Origin of the sequence: Streptomyces sp. NPDC002490 (assembly GCF_040296045.1) — a bacterium.
In the GTDB taxonomy this organism is placed as follows: Bacteria; Actinomycetota; Actinomycetes; order Streptomycetales; family Streptomycetaceae; genus Streptomyces.
The window spans coordinates 71552-92277 of record NZ_JBEOWM010000025.1; the positions used below are offsets into that span (position 1 = coordinate 71552).

General features: G+C 75.3%; 16 protein-coding genes. 8 read left to right on the forward strand and 8 right to left on the reverse strand.

Annotated elements, in window-relative coordinates:
- Position 1: 1 nt before the first annotated feature.
- Entirely contained in the window at positions 2-664 is a 663-nt protein-coding gene (locus ABT092_RS18090; protein WP_351244910.1) for a response regulator transcription factor, read from the forward strand.
- 166 nt (positions 665-830) lie between these two features.
- Positions 831-1988, forward strand: coding sequence for an ROK family transcriptional regulator (locus tag ABT092_RS18095; RefSeq protein ID WP_351244911.1), 1158 nt, complete (start codon positions 831-833; stop codon positions 1986-1988).
- Between the two features lie 95 nt (positions 1989-2083).
- On the opposite strand, the gene ABT092_RS18100 is transcribed toward ABT092_RS18095, so the two are convergent.
- The 3 genes from ABT092_RS18100 to ABT092_RS18110 all read right to left on the reverse strand — a co-directional run bounded on the left by ABT092_RS18100 (position 2084) and on the right by ABT092_RS18110 (position 5048).
- Positions 2084-2845 carry a GntR family transcriptional regulator gene (locus ABT092_RS18100; protein WP_351244913.1) on the reverse strand — a complete coding sequence of 254 codons (762 nt, stop codon included), beginning with the start codon at positions 2843-2845 and terminating at the stop codon, positions 2084-2086.
- A 304-nt stretch (positions 2846-3149) separates the two neighbouring features.
- Positions 3150-4031, reverse strand: coding sequence for an RNA polymerase sigma-70 factor (locus tag ABT092_RS18105; RefSeq protein WP_351244915.1), 882 nt, complete (start codon positions 4029-4031; stop codon positions 3150-3152).
- Positions 4032-4085: 54 nt separating this feature from the next.
- Complete coding sequence (locus tag ABT092_RS18110; protein ID WP_351244917.1) at positions 4086-5048, reverse strand: EamA family transporter; 963 nt, start codon at positions 5046-5048, stop codon at positions 4086-4088.
- Between the two features lie 47 nt (positions 5049-5095).
- Between ABT092_RS18110 and pdxR the strand changes: the two genes are divergently transcribed.
- The 4 genes from pdxR to ABT092_RS18130 all read left to right on the forward strand — a co-directional run bounded on the left by pdxR (position 5096) and on the right by ABT092_RS18130 (position 12385).
- On the forward strand, positions 5096-6559 hold the full coding sequence (gene pdxR, locus ABT092_RS18115; RefSeq protein WP_351244919.1) for a MocR-like pyridoxine biosynthesis transcription factor PdxR: 1464 nt from the start codon (positions 5096-5098) through the stop codon (positions 6557-6559).
- Positions 6560-6690: 131 nt separating this feature from the next.
- Positions 6691-8133, forward strand: a complete 1443-nt coding sequence (locus ABT092_RS18120) for an SWIM zinc finger family protein (protein WP_351244921.1) — start codon at positions 6691-6693, stop codon at positions 8131-8133.
- A complete protein-coding gene (locus tag ABT092_RS18125) occupies positions 8130-10844 on the forward strand; it encodes a DUF7824 domain-containing protein (protein ID WP_351244923.1) in 2715 nt (904 codons plus the stop codon). Before ABT092_RS18120 ends, ABT092_RS18125 begins: the two co-directional genes overlap by 4 nt.
- A gap of 95 nt (positions 10845-10939) precedes the next feature.
- On the forward strand, positions 10940-12385 hold the full coding sequence (locus ABT092_RS18130; RefSeq protein WP_351244925.1) for a GNAT family N-acetyltransferase: 1446 nt from the start codon (positions 10940-10942) through the stop codon (positions 12383-12385).
- Here the strand turns inward: ABT092_RS18130 and ABT092_RS18135 are convergent.
- Positions 12271-12798 carry a hypothetical protein gene (locus ABT092_RS18135; protein ID WP_351244927.1) on the reverse strand — a complete coding sequence of 176 codons (528 nt, stop codon included), beginning with the start codon at positions 12796-12798 and terminating at the stop codon, positions 12271-12273. The two genes, ABT092_RS18130 and ABT092_RS18135, sit on opposite strands and share 115 nt — an antisense overlap.
- 242 nt (positions 12799-13040) lie before the next feature.
- On the opposite strand from ABT092_RS18135, the gene ABT092_RS18140 reads away from it, so the two are divergent.
- On the forward strand, positions 13041-14732 hold the full coding sequence (locus tag ABT092_RS18140; protein ID WP_351244929.1) for a DUF885 domain-containing protein: 1692 nt from the start codon (positions 13041-13043) through the stop codon (positions 14730-14732).
- A gap of 25 nt (positions 14733-14757) precedes the next feature.
- On the opposite strand, the gene ABT092_RS18145 is transcribed toward ABT092_RS18140, so the two are convergent.
- From ABT092_RS18145 to ABT092_RS18155, 3 genes are read right to left on the reverse strand one after another with little or no spacing between them, the layout of a single operon-like run.
- Positions 14758-17760, reverse strand: coding sequence for an AAA family ATPase (locus ABT092_RS18145; protein WP_351244931.1), 3003 nt, complete (start codon positions 17758-17760; stop codon positions 14758-14760).
- Complete coding sequence (locus ABT092_RS18150; protein WP_351244933.1) at positions 17757-18920, reverse strand: exonuclease SbcCD subunit D; 1164 nt, start codon at positions 18918-18920, stop codon at positions 17757-17759. Before ABT092_RS18150 ends, ABT092_RS18145 begins: the two co-directional genes overlap by 4 nt.
- A 56-nt stretch (positions 18921-18976) precedes the next feature.
- The gene (locus tag ABT092_RS18155; RefSeq protein ID WP_351244935.1) at positions 18977-19603 is read right to left on the reverse strand and encodes a YigZ family protein; all 627 of its coding nucleotides are present in this window, start codon (positions 19601-19603) and stop codon (positions 18977-18979) included.
- Between the two features lie 118 nt (positions 19604-19721).
- Between ABT092_RS18155 and ABT092_RS18160 the strand changes: the two genes are divergently transcribed.
- Positions 19722-20129, forward strand: a complete 408-nt coding sequence (locus tag ABT092_RS18160; protein WP_351244937.1) for a CoA-binding protein — start codon at positions 19722-19724, stop codon at positions 20127-20129.
- 17 nt (positions 20130-20146) lie between these two features.
- Here the strand turns inward: ABT092_RS18160 and ABT092_RS18165 are convergent, their stop codons facing one another.
- Positions 20147-20704, reverse strand: a complete 558-nt coding sequence (locus tag ABT092_RS18165; protein WP_351244939.1) for a YbaK/EbsC family protein — start codon at positions 20702-20704, stop codon at positions 20147-20149.
- Positions 20705-20726 lie beyond the last annotated feature (22 nt).

Sequence of the window (20726 nt, forward strand, 5' to 3'; positions counted from 1 at the left end):
CATGCCCCTGAAGGTCCTGCTCGTCGATGACGAGCCGCTGGTGCGTGCCGGTCTGCGCGCGGTGTTGGAGGCGCAGCCGGACATCGAGGTGGTCGGCGAGGCGGGTGACGGGGCCGCCGTGATCCCACTGGTGCGCACGCTTCGCCCCGATGTGGTGGCCATGGACGTCCGGATGCCGTTGATGGACGGGATCGAAGCCACGCGCGCGGTCTTGCGGACGGTTCCCGAACCACCGAAGATCATCATGGTGACGACGTTCGAGAACGACGAGTACGTGTACGGGGCACTGCGGGTGGGCGCGGACGGCTTCCTGTTGAAGCGGGCGCGCCCGGAGGAGATCGTGCACGCCGTCCGGCTCGTCGCCGAGGGCGATTCGTTGCCCTTCCCGGCCGCGATCAGACGGCTCGCCGCGGAGCACGGCCGGGAGTACGGGACCGTCGGCGCACGTCGCGCGTTCAGTGCCGCGGCGCTGACCGCCCGGGAGGAGGAGGTGTTGCGGCTGATGGCGCGGGGGCTGTCCAATGCGGAGATCGCCGGCCGCTTGACGGTCGGCACCGAGACCGTGAAGTCGCACGTGAGCGCGGTGTTGGCGAAGCTGGGGGCGCGGGACCGCACCCAGGCGGTGATCACGGCCTACGAGTCGGGGTTCGTCTCGCCGGGCTGACGGACACCGGCGGGCGGCACCGGTAGGGAGTGTTCGCCGGCTCGTGCGAGCGGGCGGAAGGAAGAAAATCGTACCGACCAGGTTGCGGGAGTGCATCGATGCTCGCCGTGGTCGTGCGGTGACGAGTACGATCCGGCCAGACGAGCACGAGCTGAGAGGACACACGTTGGGGCAGCTGACCGGCGGAGACCCCTCTCTCCTGCGGCGGATCAACTCCGCCGTGGTGTTGCACGCGTTGCGTGCGGCGGGTTCCGCGACACTCACCGAGGTGACCCGGGGGACGGGTCTGTCACGGCCGACGGTCGAGGGTGTGGTCGAGGGCCTCATCGAGGCGGGCCTGGCGGTCGAGACGGCCGCCGAGGAGGGGACCACCCGCAAGCAGGGGCGACCGGCCCGGAGGTTCCGTTTCCGTTCCGAGGCGGGCCATCTGTTGGGCCTGGAACTCGGCCCGCACCGGGTCGCCGTGGTCCTGGCCGACCTGGACGGCCGGGTGTTGGGCACCGGGGTCAAGGAGGTCACCGTCGAGGCGCCCGCCGACGAGCGGTTGGAACGCCTGCGCATGACCGTCGCCGACACCCTGCGCCGCACCGGGGTGGCCCGCAGTTCCCTGTGGGCGGTCGGGGTCGGCACGCCGGGCATCATCGAGGCGGACGGAACGGTGCGGCTGGGCACGGCACTGCCGGACTGGACCGGGCTCCAACTCGGCGAGCGGCTGCGCAGGTCGTTCAAGTGCCCGGTGCTGGTGGAGAACGACGCGAACACGGCGGCGGTGGCGGAGCACTGGAAAGGGGCCGCCAAGGACTCGGACGACATGGTCTTCGTCCTCGCGGGCCTCAGCCCCGGCGCCGGCGCGCTGATCGGCGGACGGCTGCACCGGGGCTTCGGTGGTGCGGCGGGCGAGATCGGGGCGCTGCACCTGCTGGGCCGGGAGTCGACGCCCGAGACGCTGCTGTCCACCACGGACAAGCCCCTGGAGCCGTTGAACGAGCAGGCCGTGGCGGAGGTCTTCGCCCTGGCCCGGCGGGGCGATGCGAGCGCCCGGGCCGCCGTCGACCGCTTCATGCGCCGGCTGGTGCACCACGTGGCCGCCCTGGTGCTGGCCCTCGACCCCGAGATGGTGGTGGTCGGCGGCTGGGCGACGGGGCTGGACGACGTCCTGGAGCCGTTGCGGCAGGAGTTGGAGCGGTACTGTCTGCGGGCGCCGAAGGTGGCCCTGTCGATCCTGGGCGAGGCCGCGGTGGCGACGGGGGCGTTGCGGCTGGCGCTCGATCACGTCGAGGAGCAGTTGTTCGCCGTGGAGGGCACGGTCACCGCACGCCGATGAGGAGGTCGCCGAGACCGCGCCGGTCGGCCCCGGACAGCCGAAACCGCCGGGACTTTCCCCCCTTCACGGTGGGGCGTCCCGGCGGTCGCGGACGTTCAGGAGGCCTGGCGCTCGGGTCCGTGGTGTATTTCGACGCCGCCCGAGTCACCGAAGGTGAGGCGGCAGGTGTCGGCCCGGTAGGTGGCCACGGAGACCGCGGCGGTGCGGCCGGCGGCGAAGAACCGGGTGGTGACCACGAGCACCGGGGAGCCGGGCAGCCGGTCGAGTTCGCGGGCGTCGTCGGCGCGGGCCGAGCCCAACTCGACCGCCCGGTCCTGGCCTTCCAGCCCCAGCCGCTGGAGCTCCCGCAGCACGGCCCGGGCCCGGGCGGTGCCGGACGGGCTGTCGATGCCGGAGAGGTCCGGAACGGACGCGGCGGGGACGTAGAGCAGTTCCGCGGCGACGGGCTGCCCGTGGGAGACCCGGGTGCGCCGCACGACGTGCACGGCCTCGCCCTCGGGGGTCTCCAGCATCCGGGCGATCGCGGGGGGCGGTGCGTCCGTCTCCCCGCCCGCGGTCTGCCAGGTGTCGCCGAGCGCACCCGGCCAGTCCTGGACGGGGGAGCCCACGGCCACCCCGACCCGCGGCGGTGCGACGGTGGTGCCGACGCCCCGGCGGCGTTGCAGCCGTCCTTCGAGTTCGAGCTGCTCCAGCGCCTGCCGGAGGGTCGCGCGGGCCACCCCGAAGCGGGCGGCCAGCTCACGTTCGTTGGGCAGGATCTCGCCCACCGTGAACTCCGAGTCGAGTGCCTCGGTGAGCACGGTCTTCAGGTGCCAGTACTTGGGCTCCGGCACCGTCTCCAGTTGCGTGGTCCCCACCCTGTCCTCCGCAATCGCCGTGTCCCAGAAGCGTTTTAGCGCCCTTGTTTATTAAAGGTTCCTGCACTATGCCTGTGACGATAGAGCCGAGACACCCCTTGGTCAAGACCAATTCTGAAACGGCGCGGTGCCGATCCCGGCTCCGCCCGGACAACATTCATGAGGTGTTAGCGATGCCCACACGTCCGTAAGGCCACTGTCACATAGCGTACAGGGCCCGTCACATGACGAAATCTTTACTTTCCGCCGAATGCCCGCGACGGTCACCCGCCCGGACGCCCCGGCGGATCGGCATCGGATCGCCTCACGTCAGGGCGGTGAGTTTGTCCGGGTTGCGCACGATGTAGACGCGCTGGACGCGACCAGCGGCAACGTCCAGTTGGAACACCGTATCGGGTGCGCCGCCGCTGCGGACCAGGATCGCGGTCCCTCCGTTGAGTTCGAGGAACTCGAAGGTCAGGCCGTCGTCCGCGCTCTTGCGGGCCGCCCCCCACAGGAAACGGGCCACCTTGTCGGCCGAAGCGATCACCCGCAGCGGGGCCCGGCTCTTGCCCCCGCTGTCGCCGACCAGGGTCGCGTCCGGAGCGAGCAACGACAACAAGGCGGCGAAGTCCCCGCCGGTCGCCGCGGCGAGGAAGCGCTCGGTGAGGTCACGGCGCTGGGCGGGATCGACCTCGTAGCGCGGACGCCGCTCCTCGACGTGCCGCCGGGCCCGGGCGGCGAGTTGCCGGACGGCCGCCTCCCCGCGGTCGAGGATCCGAGCGATCTCCGCGTACGGGTAGCCGAACGCCTCGCGCAGCACGAACACCGCGCGCTCCAGCGGGGACAACGACTCCAGCACCACCAGCACGGCGAACGACACGGACTCCGCCAGCGCGGCCCGTTCGGCACCGTCGGGGAGGACCGGCCCGAAGTCGGTCATCAGGGGCTCGGGCAGCCAGGGGCCGACGTAGGACTCGCGGCGGGCCCGCAGCTGGCGGAGCCGGTCGAGGGCGAGCCGGGTGGTGATCCGCACCAGGAAGCCGCGCGGTGCGCGCACCTCGTGCCGCTCGGCGGCCGACCACCGCAGCCAGGTCTCCTGCACCACGTCCTCGGCGTCGGCCACCCGGCCCAGCATCCGGTAGGCCACGCCCATCAGGACGGGACGGTGTTCTTCGAAGACCTCGGTCGCGGTGTCGGTGGCCATGTCCCCATCCCACCCCTGCCCGCGGCGGCTGTCCAACCCGCGCCGCGGGGAAGCTCAGCCCCGGCGGTCGTCCGTCCGCGCCGCCCGGACGGGCGCCGACTCCGGGGCGGAGGGCGGCGGTGGCGAGCCTGCGCCGCGGGCCCCGAGCAGGCCGGCCCCGAGGGCCACGCCGGCCGCGACCAGGGCGCTGCCGACCGCCTGGGGCACCCCGTAGGTCCCCGCCCCGACCAGCGGCGCGGTGCCCGCGGCGGCGACCGGGATCAGCCCGGAGAACAGCGTGGCCCGTTCGGCGCCGATCCGCTGCACGCCGGCGTACCAGCAGACGAATCCGACGACGGTGACCACCACGGCCATCCACCCCAGGGCCAGCGCCTCGGTGGTGTCGGGCGGCCGGAGCCAGGTCCCGCCCGCCGCACCGACCGCGACCAGCCCGACCACCGCGGACTCCACCGCCGCCAACGCGCAGACCACCGCCGACAACAGCACCGGCCCCAGCGGGCGCAGCACGGGCACCGCCAGCACGGCGAAGCCCACCTCGCCCACCAGGGCCCCCACCGAGAACACCAGCCCCATCGCATCGGTACGCCCCCAGCCCTGGACCGTGAAGGCCCCCGCGGCCACCAGCAGGGCGCCGTGCAGCACGGCCCGGCCCGGGCGACGGCCGGCGAGCAGCGGCACCAGCACGGCCACGACGACCGGGGCGCAGCCGACGAGGACCCCGGGCACCGCGGGCTCCGCGGTGCGCTCGGCCGCGAGGACGGCGGTGTTGAAGCCGACCATGCCGAGGGCGGCGAGCAGGAGCAGGCGCGTCCACTGACGGGCCGCCAGGGCTCGGACCGCGGTCAGCGACCCGGCGGGCAGCAGGGGCAGCAACAGCAGGAAGGCGAGCCCGTAGCGCAGGAACAGCCCACCCGCGTAGGGGTAGTCGCCGAGGAGGCTGTTGGCCGTGAAGGAGCCGCCGACCAGGAGGCAGGCGAAGGCGGCGGAGAGCGCGCCGAGCACCGGGTTCGCGTTCATGGGGGCGACGTTAGGGGCGGTGGTGGACCGGTTTAAGGTCCACTTCCATGAGCGTATCGGGGACCACTTCCGATGGCGGTGCACGGGGACGGGACGCGGGGCCCGGCACTCCGGTGTGGGAGTTGCTGAGGCCCGCCGTGACCGCTCCGGTCCGCCGTCGGGGCCGCGCCCTCCAGTCGGCGTTGCGCGCGGCCGCCCGCAGCGGGCGGCTCGCCCCCGGGACCCGACTGCCGTCGAGCCGTGATCTGGCCGCCGACCTCGGGGTGTCCCGCGGACTGGTGACGGAGGCGTACGAGCAGCTGGCCGCGGAGGGCTATCTGCGCAGCGACCGGGGCGCGGGCACCTGGGTGGGCGACGCCGCTCGGGCCGCGAGCCCCGGCGCACGGGACCGCGCACCGGGGCGGCACGGCGCGGCCGTCGACTTCCTGCCCGGCACCCCCGACCTGTCGCTGTTCCCGCGCGCCGGGTGGACGGCCGCGCACCGGACGGCCCTGGCCGACCTGGCGCACGACGGACTGGGCTATCCGGATCCCGGAGGGCTGCCCCGGCTCCGCACCGCCCTGGCACAGATGCTGGCCCGACGCCGCGGGGTGGTCGCCGACCCCCAGCGGTTGGTGGTCTGCTCCGGAGTCGCCCAGGCGTTGACCCTGGTCGGGGGCGCGCTGCACGCGCGGGGCGGGCGAACGGTGGGGGTCGAGGACCCCGGCAGCCCCCCGCACGCGGAACTGTTCCGGGCGGTCGGGCTGCGGACCGTCGCGCTGCCCCTGGACGACGAGGGGGTGGCGCTCGGTCCGCTCGGCTCGTCCGGGGCCCGGTGCGTGGTGACCACGCCGGCCCACCAGTTCCCGCTCGGCATCGGGTACTCCGCCGCACGCCGGGCCGCGCTGCTGGACTGGGCGCGGGAGGTGGACGGGCTGGTCGTGGAGGACGACTACGACGGCGACTTCCGGTACGACCGCTCCCCCGTGGGCGCCCTCCAGGGACTCGACCCGGAGCGGGTGTTCTACACGGGGTCGGTGAGCAAGTCGCTGGCCCCGGGGCTGCGGCTCGGCTGGTTGCTGGCCCCGACCGGGTGGGTGGACGCGATCGTGGCGCGCAAGCGGACCATGGACCTGGGCAACCCGGTCCTGGGACAGGAGGTGTTGGCGGGGTTCGTGGAGGGCGGCGGCTACGAACGTCAGTTGCGGCGGTGCGGGCGGGCCTACCGGGAGCGGCGGGACGCCCTGGTCACGGCGGTGCGGGAGGGGTTCCCTGGTGCCGAGGTGACGGGGATCTCCGCCGGGCTGCACCTGATCGCGGCGCTCCCCGCGCGGTACGGCCCCGAGGCGCGGTTCCTGCACCGGGCCCGGGAGGCGTCCGTGGAGATCCGCCCGCTGTCGGCCTACCGGGCCGACGGCCGCACCGCGCCGTCCGAGGACGGCGCGGTGCGGCTGGTCCTGGGGTACGCCCACCTGTCCCCCGCCCGGATCGCGGCGGGCGTGCGCCGGCTCGTCGCCGCCGTGGACGGTTGACCCGCCGTGCGGCCGTCGAGCCCGGGCCCTCCCGGTCGACCGATGGCGCGAATGCGACGGCGCGCTTCCCGGTTCGTTCAACGTCCGTGCAGGTGGAACCCGTTGTCAGTGGGTGCCCCTACGGTGTGCCCATGACCCGATCACTACACGCCCTGGCCTATGCACGACCGTCCGCTCTGGAGAGCGCGCCGGACGGACGACGGCTCGGTCTGGAGACCTCGCAGGGCGCGACGCCGACCGGACGGCAGGACCACCCCCGGTTCTTCGCCGGTTTCCTCACCTCCCCGCAGATCGCTTCGGCCGCGCTGCTCGCGGTGGCCGACGTGGCGGCGGCCCGGTACTACCAGCCGCAGTTGCGGGCCTCGCTGGACCCGGTGGTGACGGGCAACGGCGACCGTCTGCGCTTCGAGTCCTTCTCCGGGTGCGGCGGCGTGTACGCCCGGCTCGACGTCCTGGCGGCGGGCCTGGACGGCGGGGAGATCGGGCACGGCACGACCAACGTGGACGTGAACAACCCGCTGCGCGAGGCGCTGTCCCGGCTGGGCACGGACGATCCGCTGCACCTGCGGGTCGGCCCCGACGAACTGGCGGTCACCACGCTGGACGGTCCCGTCGTGGAGAAGAAGGTGCCGTTGCCGGACCGTTGGCTGCGGGGCTTCGCCGAGGCCCAGGTGATCGCGGCGGGCTTCGAGCTGCGGGCCGAACTGCCGGCCGCCGAGGCGGTGCGCTTCCTGCGGGCCTTGCCCAGGGCCGGCCGGGGCCGGCCCCCGCTGTGGGTGGTGCCCGCCGGGCGCGGCCTGCGGCAGACCACCCGACCGGTGCCGGGCGCGGTGTGCCTGCCCGGTCCGGAGCGGCTGGTCGCGCTCCAGCGGGTGCTCCGGCACGCCACCGCCCTGCGGATCTACGGTCCGGCCGCGGTCGGGCAGGAGCCCGCCTCCGCCGCCTGGGAGGTCGTGCTGCCCGGCATGCGGCTGACGCTCACCCTGTCCCCGGAGGCGTCCCGCGGGTTCTCCGGCGAGGGCGGGGTGTTGGAGGCCCTGGCGACGGACGAGGCGGGTGAGGACGCCGACCTGATCTCGGTGCTCCTCGCCTGGGAGCCGCGGATCGACGTCGCCGATCTGGCCGCCTCCTCCGGCCTCCCCCCGGAGCGCGTCCGGGCCGCACTGGTCCGGCTGGGCACCTCGGGTCGGGTGGGGTACGACACGGCCGAGGCCGCGTACTTCCACCGCGAGCTGCCCTACGACGCGCACCGCGTGGAGCGGCACAACCCGCGGTTGCGGTCGGCTCTCGCCCTGCTGCGGGCCGGCGCGGTCGCCCTGGCGGGCGAGCTGGGCACGGTGACCGCCGCGGACGGCCACGTGCACCGGGTGCGCGAGGACCGCGGGCGGCTGAGCTGCACCTGCCAGTGGTGGGCGGAGTACCGGGGCGGGCGGGGCCCCTGCAAGCACGCCCTGGCCGTGCGGATGGCCCGCCGGGGCGCGGCGGACGCCCCCGGGGCGGACGGGAACGGGCCCGGTGCGGGCGAGGACACGACGGTCGCCGTCGGTGGGAACGCGGGAGAGGCACGAGGATGACGAACACGACGGCCACGGCCGGCACGGCGGTGCGGACAGGGGCGACCGGTTCGGCGCCCGGTACCCCGCAGGACCTGGTGGCGGCCGTGCGCACCGGGAAGACGGCCGTGGTGGTCGCCTTGGTGCGCGACATGGACGCAGCCGAACGGCGGGCGGCGCTCCCGGCGCTGAAGGAACTGCGCAAGGAACTGCGCGGGGCCCGCTGGAACGACCCGGCCCGTGCCGCCTATCCGGCGCTGCACGCGGCGGGCGCCGGCTGCCAGTCCGGGGCCGCGGCCACCGCGACCTGGCTCGCCGGGGCCGACATGCGCTGGTCCGGGGCGAAGTCCCGGCACCTGCTGGACCTGCTCTCGGACCGCACCCCCGAGTGGCAGGCGGAGGTGGCCCGGCGGTTGGCGGACCGCCCGCTGGTCTCCCGCATCCCCTACGAGCTGATGTCCGGGCTGGTGCAGCGCGCGGGGTGCGAACCGCCCACCACCGAGGCGTACGTCCGGGGGTGGATGGAGCACCTGAGCCGCAGCGGCGGGTCCCGCGGACCGAAGTTCCAGGACCGGCTCGCGGCCGATCCCCACCTGGTCCGCATGGTCGCCGCCCTGTTCGCCCAGGACGACGTCGGTTGGCAGCTCGAATGGACCTACGGCAACGACGCCGACCACGGCTGGACGCCCGCCCTGACGGAACTCACCGCCGCCGGGGTCCTGGACCGCGCCACGATGGTGGCCGCCTGCGTGGCACGGCTGCTGCGCGGGGGCAAGCCCCATGACCAGCGGGCGTTCCTGGGGGTGCTCACCTCCCTGTCACCGACCCGGGAGGAGGAGCGGGAGCGGATCGCCGACTGGACGGCCCTGCTGGCGGACGCGGTGGGTCCGGTCGCCGCGCACGCCCAGAAGGTCCTGGGCAGGCTGGCGCTGGACGGGCAGCTGACGGCCCGCCAGGTGGCGGAGGCCTCGCGCGGGGCGCTGTTCCGCCCGGAGAAGAAGCTGGTGCGCGCCCAGCTCGTCCTGCTCGGCAAGGTGCTCACCGCCTCGCCGGGTGCGGCGTCGGAGCTGCTGCCCGCCGTGGCGGACGCCTTCGGTCACCCGGACACCGACGTCCAGGAGCGGGCGGTCAAGCTGCTGGAGAAGCACGCGCGACGGGCGGACGAAGGAGTGCGGGCGGACCTCCTCGGGGTCGCCGAGCAGCTGAGCACGGTGCTGCGGCCCCGTGCCGCCGCGGCCCTGGGCTTCGCCCCCGCGGCCCTGGAGCCCCTGGACGCCGGACCCCACGAGGAGTACCTGCCGCCGGTGCCCGAGCCGGTGCGGCTGGCCCCGCCGATCGGCTCCGTGGCGGAACTGGCCGAGGAGGTCAGCGCCCTGGTGTCCGGGCGCGAGGAGGTGGCCGTCTTCGAGCGGGTGCTGGACGGTCTGGTGCGCCACGCCCACGCGGACCGTGCGGCCCTGGTCGAGGCGGTGCGGCCGGTCGTCGCACGCCGCTGGTGGTACCCGGGGAAGCACCCCCACCTGACCCCCGACAAGAGGTTCGCGACGAGCACCTTCGGGATCGACGTGGTCCTGGCCGCCCTGTTCGACGCCGTCGGGACGGACACCCTGCACCGGGCGACGCAGCGCAACGGGGCCGGCGAGGAGAGGGAGTGCCCGCACTCCTGGCTGAACCGGCCCCGCCGGGCCCGGCTGTGGGAGGCCGCGCACCTGGTGCGCACCGACCCCCCGCCGTTCCTGTTGGCCACCCCCACCTGGACGTCCGGGCTGCTGGCCGCCGAGGACCTGGTGGCGCGGCTCGCCGAGTACCGGGACCGGGGCGTCCGGCCGGCGGAGGCGGACTTCGCGCAGGCACTGTTGCGGGTGGAGCGGGACGGGGGCGCCCGGGCCGCCGCGGCGAGCGCGCTCGGCACCCCGGAGGGCGAGCGCCTCGCCCGCTGGCTGACCACCGAGGAGGCCGCGCCGGAGGTGACCTTGACGGCTCCCCTGAGGGACCCGCACTACCTGCTCGTCAACGTGGGCGGGATACCCGGGTCCCAGGAGGAGTGGCCCGAGGTGTTCCGGGGGTTGGGGCTGCCCGCCTTCCACGGCCGCCGCCCCTGGAGCTGCGACCACTGGTCCGCCGCCGGCGAGGCCCACCGGTTGGCCGCCCTGCCGGGGCGACGCGAAATGGTGGCGGCCCGCATCGTGGACCAGGTGTCGCACGTCGCCACGGTGGACGCCCGCGGTGACGTCGCCTACCTCCCCCTGCTCGCCGAGGCACCGGGGCCCGCCGGGGTCGCGGTCCACCTGTCCGTGGCGTACGGGCTGGGCGCCCGCGCCGGCGAGGACCGGACGGCAGCGGTGGACGCCCTGCTGGTGCTCGCCGCCCGGGGCGACCTCGACGCCGCACGGTTGGGCGGCCTCCTGGGCACCCTGGCGGCCGGCGGCACGGTGAAGGCGAGCCGGCTGGTGGACAGCATGAGCACCGCGGCGACGACCGGCGCGTACGCCACCGTGTGGGCGGTGCTCCGCGAAGCGCTCCCGCCCCTGCTGGAGGACGCCGTCCGGTCGGGCAAGGGCGCGCGGGGGCTGGCGGACCTGCTGGCCACCGCGGCGGACTGCGTGGAGCGCTGCGGGGCGGGCTCCGGCGTACCGCACCTGGAGTCGTTGGCGGAACGCGGCGGTGGTTCGCGGTTGGTGAGTCAGGCCCGCCGGCTGAAGGCCCTGACCGGGGCGGACGCCGACGGCTGACCGGAGCAGCGGGGGCGACCGTGACCGCGGGGGCTGTTACCCGCCGGTCACGGCCGGTTCGCGCATCCGCAACACCGCCCCGCCACGGTGGTCGCATGAGCCCGGACACATCTGACCACCCCCGGCGTCCGCACTGGCGGCGCGATGCCGTGGAACTGGCCGCCCTGTTCACGGCGGTGGCCGTCGCGGACACGGTGGCCCATCTGATCGGCCACGGCCCGGACGGCCCCGAACTGCTGGCCGTCTCGGCGGTGGTCCTGCTGGCCACCGCGGCGTTCCACGCCTGGTGGGCCCACCGGCACCGCCGCCCCGCTCGCCCGCTCCGGACCGCCGGGCGGCCGGGGCGGCCGGGCACACCACCGGCCGACGCACCGACCACCGGCGTGTGGCGGCTGCGGACCACGGTCCGCGACGCCCCCGGGTCCCTCGCGGCGCTGTGCACGGCCCTGGCCTCGCACGGCGTGGACATCCTCAGCCTCCAGACCCATCCGTTGGCCGAGGGCACCGTCGACGAGTTCCTGCTGCGGGTACCGGCCGGGCTGTCCCCGACCGAGGTCACCCGGGCCGCCGACCGGGCCGGGGGCACGGACCACTGGATCGAACGCGCCGACGCCCACGACCTGGTGGACGCGCCGACCCGGGTGCTGGCCCTGGCCACCCGGACCGCGCTGGATCCGGCCGAACTGCCCCCGGCGCTGCGCCGGCTCCTCGGCCGCTGCACCGTCCGCCCCCACCCCGCGCCCGTCGACGACGACGAGGGGGTGCACGGCACCGTGCTGCGGTTGCGCACCCGGGACGGCGGCCTCCTCACCGTGGAGCGCCCGCACCTGCCCTTCACCCCCACCGAGTTCGCGCGGGCCCGCGCCCTGGTGGAGTTGGACGGGCGGCTCGGCCCCCGGGTGCCCGAGGAGCGGTCGGTCCTGGAACTGGGCTCCGGCGCCGCGGTGACGGTGCGCCGGGCGTCCCCGGCGGACCTCGCGGCGGCGACGGCGCTGCACGAGCGTTGTTCGCCGCGGACGCTACGGCAGCGGTACCACGGCTCGTCCCGGGACACGGACCGTCGGCTGCCCCATCTGCTGCACCCCGCGTACGGGCGCACCCTGGCCGTCTGCACCGCTTCCGGACGGATCGTGGCGCTGGGCCACCTGTTGTGGGACGGCGACGAGACGGAGGTGGCGCTGCTCGTGGAGGACGCCTGGCAGGGGCGGGGCATCGGGGGAGAACTGCTGGGCCGGCTGGTGCGACTGGCCGAGGAGGCGGGCTGCCGCGACGTCCACGCGGTGACCGGACCGTCCAACACGGCGATGATCGCGGCGCTGCGCGGACTGGGCCGCCCCCTGGACTACCTGGCCGACGACGGCGTCCTCGTCGTCACCGCCGCACTGGGCGGGCCGGAGGCGGACCGGTCCGCCCGGGGCGGTTCTGCTCAGCAGGAGACCCCGTCGTCCTCGTCGAGCGCCGACTCGGTGCCCACCCGGAACGCCCCCGGGTCGAACGTGAGCCGCAAGAGCACCGGGGCACCCGACAGTTCCTTCTCGTAGCAGACGTCACCCGGGAGCCCCCGCGGTTCCGGCCCGTTCCGGGACGCCACCCACGTCCAGCCGTCCGCCTCGGCCAGGGTGCGGTAGTGGTCCCGGACGGCGTCGTGGCCACCGTCGAACTCGTAACTGCGGGTCGCCGACAGCAGTTCCTCGTCGTGGTCGTCGAGGCAGCCCACCTCCAGGACGTACCAGCCCTCGGAGATCCGGGCCCCCTGCGGCGGGGTGCCCAGCAAGGGCACCGAGGAGATCTCCTCCGCCCGGGCCTGGGTGCCCAGGCAGTCGTCCTCGTCCAGCAGCAGGCCCCCCAGCATCCGGTTCAGCCCGAGGAGCAGCGTCAGGCCCACCAGCAGGGCGCCCACCACGGTCAGGGCACCCCACTGCCACACGGTCAATCCGGTCGGCTTCTGCGACACCGCCCCGCCCCCAGGTACGTCCGAAAGCGCCCGTCCCGTCCCCATCGTGGCGCTCGGGGCGAAGGTACACGTCACGGACGCGTTCCGGGGGCCGTCGAGGTGCGATCCGAGCAGCTGCGCCGCGTTCCCGGTCGGCGGCGGCCCGATCCCGCCGGCGACCGGCGGGGAAGCCGTGGCCGGGACCGGTGCCCGTACGGGCCGCCGCCGTGACGGGGCGGGGGTCCCCGTACGAGGATGTCCGCATGTCAGAGAAGAACGACCCGCTCCCCCGTGAGGTCGCCGACGCCTACGTCGACGCCCTCGTCGCCCTCGATCCGGTCACCGGCACCTACCTCGGGGTGCGGGAGAGCCACCGCGCACTGCCCGACTACTCACCGCCGGGGCGGGCGGCCCTGGCCGACCTCGCCCGCCGGACCCTGGACCGTCTGACGGCCGCCGAGGCGCGGCCGGGCGCCGAGGACGAGCGGGAGCGCCGGTGCGGCCGGTTGCTGCGCGAACGGCTCACCGCCGAGTTGGCCGTCCACGACGCCGGGGAACACCTGCGCGCGGTCGGCAACATGGAGACCCCGGCGCACGCCGTACGGGAGGTGTTCACCCTCACCCCCACGGAGACGGCGGAGGACTGGGCCGCGGTCGAGGCACGGCTGCGCGCGGTGCCCGCCGCCCTGGCCGGCTACCGGGAGTCGCTCGCCCTGGGTCTGGAACGCGAGCGGTACGCGGGCCCGCGGCCCACCGCCACCTTCGTCGACCAGCTCGCCGAGTGGACCGCACGGGACGCGGACGGCCTCTCCTGGTTCCACCACTTCGTGGCCCCGGCCCCGTCGTCGCTGCACGCCGGCCTCACCGAGGCCGCGGAGGCGGCCCGGGCCGCGTTCGCGGCGCTGCACGACTGGATGACCGGTACCTACGCCCCGAGGATCGCCGGCGCGCCGAACGCGGTGGGTGCCGAGCGGTACGCCCGCTGGGCCCGCTACTACAACGGCACGGACCTCGATCTGGCCGAGGCGTACGCCTACGGCTGGGCCGAGTACCACCGGCTGCTCGCCGAGATGCGGGCGGAGGCGGAGAAGGTCCTGCCGGGCGCCGCAACGCCCTGGACGGCGCTCGCCCACCTCGATGCGCACGGGCACCGCGTCGAGGGCGTGGAGGAGGTGCGGGTCTGGCTCCAGGAGCTGATGGACCGTGCGATCGCCGAGTTGGACGGCACCCACTTCGAACTCGCCGACCGGGTCCGGGTGGTGGAGTCCCGGATCGCTCCGCCCGGCAGCGCAGCCGCCCCGTACTACACCGCTCCCTCCGAGGACTTCTCCCGTCCGGGGCGCACCTGGCTGCCGACCATGGGCGAGCACAGCTTCCCCACCTACGACCTGGTGTCCACCTGGTACCACGAGGGGGTTCCGGGCCACCACCTCCAGCTGGCGCAGTGGGCCCACGTGGGTGCGGACCTGTCCCGCTACCAGGCGGGCGTGGGCGCGGTGAGCGCCAACTGCGAGGGCTGGGCCCTGTACGCGGAGCGGCTGATGGACGAGTTGGGCTTCCTCACCGACCCCGAGTACCGGCTCGGCTACCTGGACGCGCAGATGCTGCGGGCGGTGCGGGTGATCATCGACATCGGGGTGCACCTGGAGCTGGAGATCCCGGCCGACTCGCCGTTCAGGCCCGGCGAGCGGTGGACGCCCGCTGCGGCGGAGGAGTTCTTCGGCACGCACAGCAGCCGCCCGGCGGACTACGTGGCGAGCGAGATGACCCGCTATCTGTCGATCCCCGGCCAGGCCATCGGCTACAAGCTGGGCGAGCGGGCGTGGTTGACGGGTCGCGAACGGGCCCGGGCCCGGCACGGGGACGCCTTCGACGCGAAGGCGTGGCACATGGCCGCGCTCTCGCAGGGGTCCCTGGGCCTGGACGACCTGGTGGACGAGTTGTCCCGGCTCTGAGCGGATCACGGGTGCGCCGCGCCGGTCAGCGACCGCCGGCCCGCTGGCGCACCCGTGATCCGCCGCGTCCCTTCACGACCTCCAGCTGTGCGTGCACCCGGCGGCGGAGGTCGGGGACGTGGCTCACGATGCCCACCGAACGGTCGCGTTCGCGCAGCGAGTCGAGGACGTCCAGCACCTCGTCCAGGCTCTGGTCGTCGAGGCTGCCGAAGCCCTCGTCGATGAAGAGGGTGTCCAAGCGCACCCCGCCGGCCTCGTCGGTCACCACGTCGGCGAGGCCCAGCGCCAGGGCCAGGGAGGCGAAGAAGGTCTCGCCCCCGGAGAGGGTCGAGGTGTCCCGGGCGCGGCCGGTCCAGGCGTCCACCACGTGCAGTCCGAGGCCCGAACGGCCCCGGCCCGAGCGGTCGTCGGAGTGCACCAGGGTGTAGCGGCCCTGGGACATCCGGGCGAGCCGGGCCGTTGCCGCGGCGGCCACCTGTTCCAGTCGGGCGGCCAGGACGTAGGACTCCAGGCGCATCCGGCGTTCGTTCGCGGCGGAGGTGCCGGCGGTGAGCGAGGCGAGCCGGGCGACCCGGTCGTGCTCCGCGCGCCGGGGGCCGAGCGCCCGGACGGCCGCGGTGATCCGGGCGGAGAGCCGTGTCAGGTCCTCGCGGTCGCGGACGGCCGCGGCGTGCCGGGAGGCGGCGTCCCGCAGCCGTTGCTCGGCCCGGTCGGCGGCGTGTTCGACGGCGGGGAGGTCCACGGGCGGCAGGCCGGCGGCGGTGAGCGCCTCGGCGTCGGTGAGGACCGCCCGGACCTCGGCCTCCGTCTGCTGCCAGGCGTCGATCCGCTGCTGGAGCGCCCGGTGCGCAGGACCGTCGAGCAGGGCTGCGGCAGCGGCGTCGGGGGTGTCGAAACCGGCGCGGTAGGCGGCGTCGGACAGCCGCGCGTCGGCCTCCTTGAGCTGCCGGGCGGCTTCGGCCGCGGTCCGCGCCGCCTCGGCCGCGGTGTGCAGCGCGTCCACCCGCCGTTGCAGTGCCTCGGCCCGGGCGGCGACGCTGAGGGCCTCGCCGCGGGCCTCGGTCAGCTCCGCTTCGACGGTTGCCGCCTCGCGTTCCCACGCCTCCCGCCGGGCGGCTCGTGAGGCCGACCGGCGGGCGGCCTCCTGTTGGGCGGTGACGCGCCGGGCGTGTTCGGCCTCGGCCCGGTCGAGGGCCTCCCGGGCGGCGTGCAGTCCCCAGGCCGTGCGCCGGGCCGTCGCGAGCTCGGTGCGCAGTGCGGCGACGGCGTCGGCGAACCCTTCGACGGGGGCGTCACCGGCGGCGGCCGTCGCCGCGGCGCGCTCCCCCTCGATCCGGGCGCAGCGCTCGCCGGCCGCGGTGTGCGCGGCGTCGGCCTGCCGGTACGCCGTGTGCGCGGCCTCCTCGGCTCCCCGGTCGACGTGGCCCGGGCCCTTGCGGGCGGGGTGGGGGTGTTCGGTGGCGCCGCAGACGCCGCAGGGTTCCCCGCTGGTCAGGGTGGCGGCGAGTTCGGCGGCGATCCCGTTCAACCGCTGTTCCCTCAGGTCCAGCCAGTCGTGGCGGGCGCGGTTGGCACGGGTGTGGGCCGTCCGCAGCTCCTGTTCGGCCTCGACGGCCGCGGCGGCGAGCAGGTCGCGCTGGAGCGCCGCGGCGTGGCGGCCCTCGGCGGACTCCAGCCGTCCGGCCAGCGCTTCGGCCCGGGCGAGGCCCTGCTGCGCGGTGTCGATCGCGTCGCGCAGCGCGGTACGGGTGGTGTCCCAGTCGTCGAGCCAGCTGGTGGTGTCGTGCAGCAGTTCCCGGTCGGCGGCCTCCTCCCGTTGCCACCGGTCCCGTTCCCCGGCGAGTTCGGCCGCTCGGCGCTCGGCGCGGCGGGCCGATTCGAGGGCGCCGAGTTCCTCGGCGGCCCGGCGGGCCGCGGTGTGCAGACCGTCGGCGTCGAGGGGGACCGGGGTGTCCGGGTCGCCGGCGGCCGTGCGGGCGGCGGCTTCGGCACCGGCCGCCCGCTGTCGGCGGGTCTCGGCCTCGTCGCGCAGTTCCCGGGCGGGGGCCACGGTGTCGGCCCGGCGGGCCGACTCGATGCGGAGCAGGTCCGCGCGGTGTTCCGCGGTCCGCTCGGCGAGGGCCGCCGCCCGTTCCCGCGCCCGGGCGAACCGGGTCTGGAGCCGGTGCCGTTCGCCGGCCCCGTCCAGCGCGGAGCGGGCGGCGCGCAGGGCGGACTCGGCCGTGGTGAGGGCGCACTCGGTGTGGGCGAGGCGTTCGAGCGCGGTGCTGCGGGCCACGGCGGCCCAGCCGAGGAGGGCGGTGCCGAGGCCGGGGTCGCCGGGCGACAGCTCGGGCAGCGGAGACTCCACCGCGTCCCCGGCGGCGGTGACCATCTGGTTGGCGAGGGCGAGGAGTTCGGTGTCGGCGGTGCGGACGGCCTGTTCGCCGGCGCGACGCCGTTCGGCAAGGCGCTGTTCCACCGCGGCGAAGCGGCCGGTGTCGAAGAGCCGGCCGAGGAGCCGGCCGCGGGTCTCGGCGTCGGCGCGCAGGAACCGGGCGAAGTCCCCCTGCGGGAGCAGGACCACCTGGCAGAACTGTTCCTTGCTCATGCCGAGGAGTTGGCCGATCTCCTCGCCGATCTCCTGGTGGGAGCGGCTGAGGTCCTTCCAGGCGCCGTCCTGGTGCGCGCGCAGGGCGCTGTACGCCTTCTCGGTGGTGGTGCCGGAGCCGCGCTTCTTGGGGCGGGCCCAGGAGGGTCGGCGGGTCACCTCCAGTCGGCGTCCGGCGACGGTGAGGTCGAGGCTGACCTCGGTGACCGTGCCGGGGTCGGCGTGGTCGCTGCGCAGGTTGGCCCCCTGGGGGCTGTGCCGGGCGCCCGGCACCGATCCGTACAGGGCGTAGCAGACCGCGTCCAGGACGGAGGTCTTGCCCGCGCCGGTGGGGCCGTGCAGCAGGAAGAGACCGGCGCGGGAGAGGTCGTCGAAGTCGATCCGTTGGGTGGTGCCGAAGGGCCCGAACGCCGTGAGGCGCAGCTCGTGGAGTCTCATCGGGCGGCCTCGTGCAGGGTGTCGGCGGCGCGGACCTCGTCGAGGGCGGTGCGCAGGACGGTCCGTTCGTGGTGGTCGGGTGCGGCGCCGCGGACGTGGGTGACGAAGTCCTCGGCGATCTGCTGGTCGGTGCGGCCGGCGAGGCGTCGGGCGTAGGAGGCGTGCCCGTCCCCGGCGGGCCGCTCCGGGTCGAAGACCAGGCTCAGGGTGTGCGGGAAGCGGGCCGACAGCCGGGCCATGGGGTCCTCGGGGCGGACCGGGTCGGTGAGGGCGGCTTCGATCCAGGCGTCCTCGTGGGGGGTGAGCGCGGGGTCCGCGAGCAGGTCGTCGAGGTGTCCGCGGAGGCGGGCCAGCGGGCGGGGGACGGGGCAGTCGAGGCGTTCGGCACGCACCCCGCCGGTGGCGTCGAGGTCGACCAGCCAGGTGCTCTTGCGGTGGTGCACCTCGGAGAAGGAGTAGGCGAGCGGGGAGCCCGAGTAGCGCACCCGGGGGCTCAGGGTCTGACAGCCGTGGAGGTGGCCGAGGGCCGTGTAGTCGACCCCGTCGAAGACCTCCAGCGGGACCGAGGCCACTCCGCCCACGGTGATGTCGCGTTCGCTGTCGCTGGGCTGTCCGCCGGTGACGAAGGCGTGCGCGAGCACCACCGAGCGGGTCCCGGCGGGGCGGGCGGCGAGGTCGGCCCGGACCCGGTCCATCGCGGCGCGGAGCACGCTCTCGTGGCGGGCCCGGGGTACGCCCAGTTCCTCGCCGACCAGTGCGGGCTCCAGGTAGGGCAGCCCGTAGAACGCGACCTCGCCGTGGGCGTCGGGGAGCAGGACCGGGGTGCCCACCGCGTCGGGGGCGGTGCGCAGGTGGACGCCGGCGTGCGCGAGCAGCCCGGCGCCGACGCCCAGCCGGCGGGCCGAGTCGTGGTTGCCGGAGATCATCACGGTGGGCACGCCGAGGGCGGCGAGCCGGTGGAGGGTGTCGTCGAACAGCTCCACGGCGGCCAGTGGGGGAACGGCTCGGTCGTACACGTCCCCGGAGACCACCACCGCCTCCACCCCGCGGTCGCGGACGGTGGCGAGGAGGTGGGTGATGAACTCGGCCTGGGCGTCGAGCATGTTCACCCGGTGGAAGGACCGACCGAGGTGCCAGTCGGACGTGTGCAGGAGCCTCATGGCCCCGAGACTAGCCGGCGGGTCCGACAGTGCCGGTGCGGGTCGCGGGACCGCACTCAGGCGGGGCCGTACGCCTCCCCGCCGAGGTCGAGGGCGGCCGTGCCCGCGGTGGTGTCCGCGAGCCAGGCGCGCAGCGCCTCGACGTCCGCGTCGGGCAGGGCGATCTCGATGGCCACCGCCTCCCCGTAACGCACCTCGCGCACCTGGCGTCTGGTGGCGCGCAGGTCGTTCTGCACCTTGCCCGCGCGCTGGTGGTCGACGGTGACGGTGGCGATCCTGAAGCGTCTGCGGGTGACCGTCCCCAGGGCGTCCAGGGCTTCGCCGACGGCGCCCCCGTAGGCCCGGATCAGCCCCCCGGCGCCGAGCTTGACGCCGCCGTAGTAGCGGGTGACGACGGCGACGGCGTACCGCACGTCCCGGCGCAGCAGCATCTGGAGCATCGGCACGCCGGCGGTGCCGCCGGGCTCGCCGTCGTCGGACGCGCGCTGGACGGCGGCGTCGGCCCCGATGACGTAGGCGGTGCAGTTGTGGGTGGCGTCGGCGTGCTCCCGGCGGACGCGCGCGATGAAGTCCTGTGCCTCCCGTTCGGTGGCCGCGGGTGCGAGCGCGCACAGGAAGCGCGAGCGGTTGATCTCGATCTCGTGCACGCCCTCCCGGGCGACCGTGCGGTACTCGTCCTGCATCGTCCCAGCCTATGCGGTGTGCGGCGGGAGCCTCGCGCCGGCACCGGGAGCGGCCGGGAATCCCGGGGGTCCCCGTCGCGTTGCCCGGAACGGACGGGATCGCACGAGGAGGCGGCACATGTACGGCGACCGGGACACGGTCCGCAGGATCCTCACGGAGTCGGGTGACACCTGGGCGGTGGTGGGGCTGTCGAACAACGAGTCGAGGGCGGCGTACGGGGTGGCGCGCGTCCTCCAGCGCTTCGGGAAGCGGGTGGTGCCGGTGCACCCGAAGGCGGAGACGGTGCACGGCGAGACCGGGTACGCCTCGCTGGCCGACGTGCCCTTCGACGTGGACGTGGTGGACGTGTTCGTCAACGCGGAGCACGCCGGCGCGATCGCCGACGAGGCGGTGGCCAAGGGGGCCCGGGCCGTGTGGTTCCAGCTCGGGGTGGTGGACGAGGCGGCGTACGAGCGCACCCGCGCGGCGGGGCTGGACATGGTGATGGACCGCTGCCCCGCCATCGAACTGCCCCGGCTGGGGTGATCCGCGGACGGTCCGGATCAGGCCCGGCCGAGCCCGTCCACCAGGACGGCGCCGGGCAGCTCGGCGAGCGCCTTCCCGGGCATGATCAGCTTGCCCCGGCGCAGTCCGCTGCCGAGCAGGACGTGCGTCAGGTCCAGGAGGCGCGGATCGACGAGCAGCGCCCAGTCGGCGGGCAGCCCGACGGGGGTGATGCCGCCGTGTTCCATGCCGGTGAGCCCGGTCGCGGTGTCCATGGCGGCGAAGGACGCCTTGCGGGCGCCCAGTTGACGGCGGACGGTCCCGTTGACGTCGACCCGGGCGGCGGACGGGACCAGGCAGGCCGCGAGGGTGCTCTCGCCGCCGCGCTTGCCGGCGACCACGACGCAGTTCGCGGAGAAGGGGAGCAGTTCCGCCCCGTAGTGCTCGACGAAGGCATCGGTGTCCGCCCACCGCGGATCCGTCTCGACGTGGAGGACCTCCTCCGCGGGAACGGTCCCCCGCCAGTGGCGGAGCGCGTCGGCGACGGGGACGGGCAGCGCGTGCAGGCGGTGGAGGGCGGGGGCGACGTCGTCGAAGGAGTCGAGGGGGGCTGGCATGCCGGAACGCTAGCAGTCCGCC